Below are 2,620 nucleotides of genomic sequence, written 5' to 3' on the forward strand. Positions count from 1 at the left end.
TGTGATTACCTGGTTGATGTTGAGTCAAGTTGGCTTGACGTCGTCCGCGTGGTGGGGCCGGGAGTTGGCGGTGTGCCTTCCGGCGGGGTGTTCTAAGGGACAGGTTCATGGGGGCGTGGGGGCATGGGGGCGCGTTGACCGCGTTTCCTTCTCGGGCCGCCACCTGCTGTTTTCGGCGAGAAACTGACAATGGGGTGGGGCTGCGTGACGCGGCGTCGGATATGGGTGACCGCGGCTACAGCCGTGGCGGGTCTGGCCGGGGTGCTTGTCCTGCAAGGGGTGACCGGCACTGATGAGGGTCCGGTGGTTGCCGGCGGCAAGCCCGACCCGGTGAAAGTGAAGGCGGAGACCGCTGAGTTGACGTCGGAGGACGGCGGGCGCAGCGCGTCGCTCGTACGGCGGGACACCGGTCCGTTCAGCATGCTGGGGGTGACGTGGACCGATCCCGGTGCGCATATCGCGGGGACCGTCGAGGCCCGTACCCGCGCCAGCGGCTCAGGCCAGTGGTCGCCGTGGCTGCGGCTCGACGGTGACAGCGGTCAGGGGGAGTCGGGTGCCGCGCGTGGCGGTACGGAGCCGGCCTGGGTCGGTCCGTCCGACGCCGTCGAGGTGCGGGTGCGTTCCGGCAAGGGGGCTTCTGCGGCATTGCCCGCCGGTCTGCGCCTGGACATGGTCGATCCCGGAACCGGCAAGGTCACCGGCATGGAGCCCGCCGCGTTCTCGGTCGAGGAGAGCGAACCGCCCACGCCCACCGGCACGGCGGCCGAGCCAAGCGACCCCGCGTCACCCCCGTCACTCGCGTCTTCCCCGGAGGAGACGGTGAGCGGGTCACCGACGCCGCCGCCCCCGGTCAGCGCGTCACCGACCGCGTCTCCGACGAACAGCGGTACGCCATCGCCCTCGGTCTCGGTCTCGGCGCCGGTCAGTCCCACGGCGACCGTGACGGCTCCGCCCGCGCCGCCCTCGACCGCGCCGAAGCCGCCGATCGTCGACCGGGCGGGCTGGGGAGCGGACGAGTCGATCAGCCCCGAGGAGCCCGAATATCTGCCCGGCGGCAAGATCAAGGCGGTCGTCGTGCATCACACCGCCGAGTCGAACACGTACACCTGCGCGCAGGGCCCTGCCGTTGTGCGTGGTATCTACGCGTATCACGTCCAGCAACTGGGCTGGAAGGACGTCGGCTACAACTTCCTCGTCGACAAGTGCGGCACGGTCTACGAGGGCCGCAAGGGCGGACTCGACCGTCCCGTGCTGGGTGCGCACGCCTACGGTTTCAACACCGAGACGACCGGTATTTCCGTCCTTGGTACGTACACCGACACCGCTCCGCCCCAGGCCGCGATGGTCTCGGTGGCGCGTGTCGCGGCGTGGAAGCTCGGACAGTACGGTGTCGACCCCACCGGCACCACCACCCTCACGGCCGGTGACAGCGGTCGCAGTTACACGGGCAAGACCTGGGCCAAGGGTGCCCAGCTCTCGTTCCCCACGATCCACGGGCACCGGGACGGCTACAACACGCAGTGCCCGGGCGACGCCTTCTACAACCAGCTCGCCACGATCCGCTCCTGGGCCGGCGGCCCCGTCGCGGGGCTGACACTGAAGTCCGTGACCGGCGCGGGGGTCTCCGGGACGACCCACTACACGAAGTCCGCCGTCACCGTGAGCTGGTCGGCCACGACGCCCGCCGCCCTGGTCAAGCAGTACGAGCTTCTCGTGGACGGCAAGGTCGCCGCCACCGCCGCGGGCAGCGCCACCTCCGCCAAGGCGAACCTCGCGATCGGGAGCCACAAGGTCGCCGTGAGGGCGGTCCACCAGTCGGGCAGGACCAGCACGACGACGACGGCGACGGTCGTGGCGGAGACCACCGCCCCCACCTTCGGCACGAAGCCGTCTCTCGCCCTGAAGGCCGGCACCGTCAACACCGCCGCGGTCCCCGTCACACTGAGCTGGAAGGCGACCGACACCGCCGCGCTGAAGGAGGTACGGCTGACCGCGCCGGTGGCCAGGACGTACGGCCCGACCACCTACAGCGCCGCGCACACCGCCAAGTCGGGTGCGGCGAGCGCCTGGAGCATGACGGCGTACGACCAGGCCGGCAACTCGGCCACCGCGTCCGTGTCCGCGACGCCGGTCATCCTCCAGGAGACGTCGGCGGTCCGGAGCGGGACCTGGACGACGAAGTCCTCCAGCAGCTACCTCGGCGGCAAGTCCTACTCCAGCTCCACCAAGAACGCCAGCCTGACCTGGACCTTCACCGGGAAGTCCGCGGCCTGGGTCGTCTCCCGCGCCGCCACGTCCGGACAGGCGTACGTGTACGTGGACGGAGTCAAGACCGCCACGGTCGACCTGAAGTCCGCCACCACCAAGTACCGCGACGCGATCTGGACCAAGACCTGGACCGCGAGCGCCAGGCACACCGTCAAGATCGTCGTAGTCGGCACCACGGGCCGCCCGGCCATCACCACAGACGGCCTCGTCTACCTCAAGTAACCTGCGGATACGCGCAGAAGGGCCCCGGACACGGCATGTCCGGGGCCCTCCCGCTGTTGCGTCCACGTCTGTGACGGCATTGACGGACTGAAGTGTTCGGGGGCTTGGGGGATCAAAGGGCGAATAGGGC

The 2,620-nt window shown here is 69.8% G+C and carries 1 protein-coding gene; it reads left to right on the top strand.

Annotated elements, in window-relative coordinates:
* Positions 1 to 189: 189 nt before the first annotated feature.
* Entirely contained in the window at positions 190 to 2,490 is a 2,301-nt protein-coding gene (locus WH07_RS21280; RefSeq protein WP_198533852.1) for a peptidoglycan recognition protein family protein, read from the top strand.
* The last annotated feature ends 130 nt before the right edge of the window (positions 2,491 to 2,620 follow it).

Origin of the sequence: Streptomyces odonnellii (assembly GCF_000981895.1) — a bacterium.
GTDB lineage: Bacteria > Actinomycetota > Actinomycetes > Streptomycetales > Streptomycetaceae > Streptomyces > Streptomyces odonnellii.